Here is a 246-nt window from a genome sequence, read left to right on the forward strand (position 1 = left end):
GTGGACGAACCTCTGGTGTACCGGTTGTCACGCCAGTGGCATCGCCGGGTAGCTATGTTCGGAAGAGATAACCGCTGAAAGCATCTAAGCGGGAAACTCGCCTTAAGATGAGATATCCCTGGGGACTGGATCCCCTTGAAGGGTCGTTCGAGACCAGGACGTTGATAGGTCAGGTGTGTAAGCGCAGTAATGCGTTCAGCTAACTGATACTAATTGCCCGTAAGGCTTGATCCTATAACAAGTCTG

Annotated in this window: 1 rRNA gene; it reads left to right on the forward strand. The window is 51.6% G+C overall.

The window, feature by feature from the left end:
- Positions 1-234 (forward strand): 23S ribosomal RNA (locus H0X90_RS36370); the annotation flags it as partial.
- Between the last annotated feature and the right edge of the window lie 12 nt (positions 235-246).

This window comes from Burkholderia sp. 9775_39, from assembly GCF_015712225.1.
Lineage (GTDB): Bacteria > Pseudomonadota > Gammaproteobacteria > Burkholderiales > Burkholderiaceae > Burkholderia > Burkholderia cenocepacia.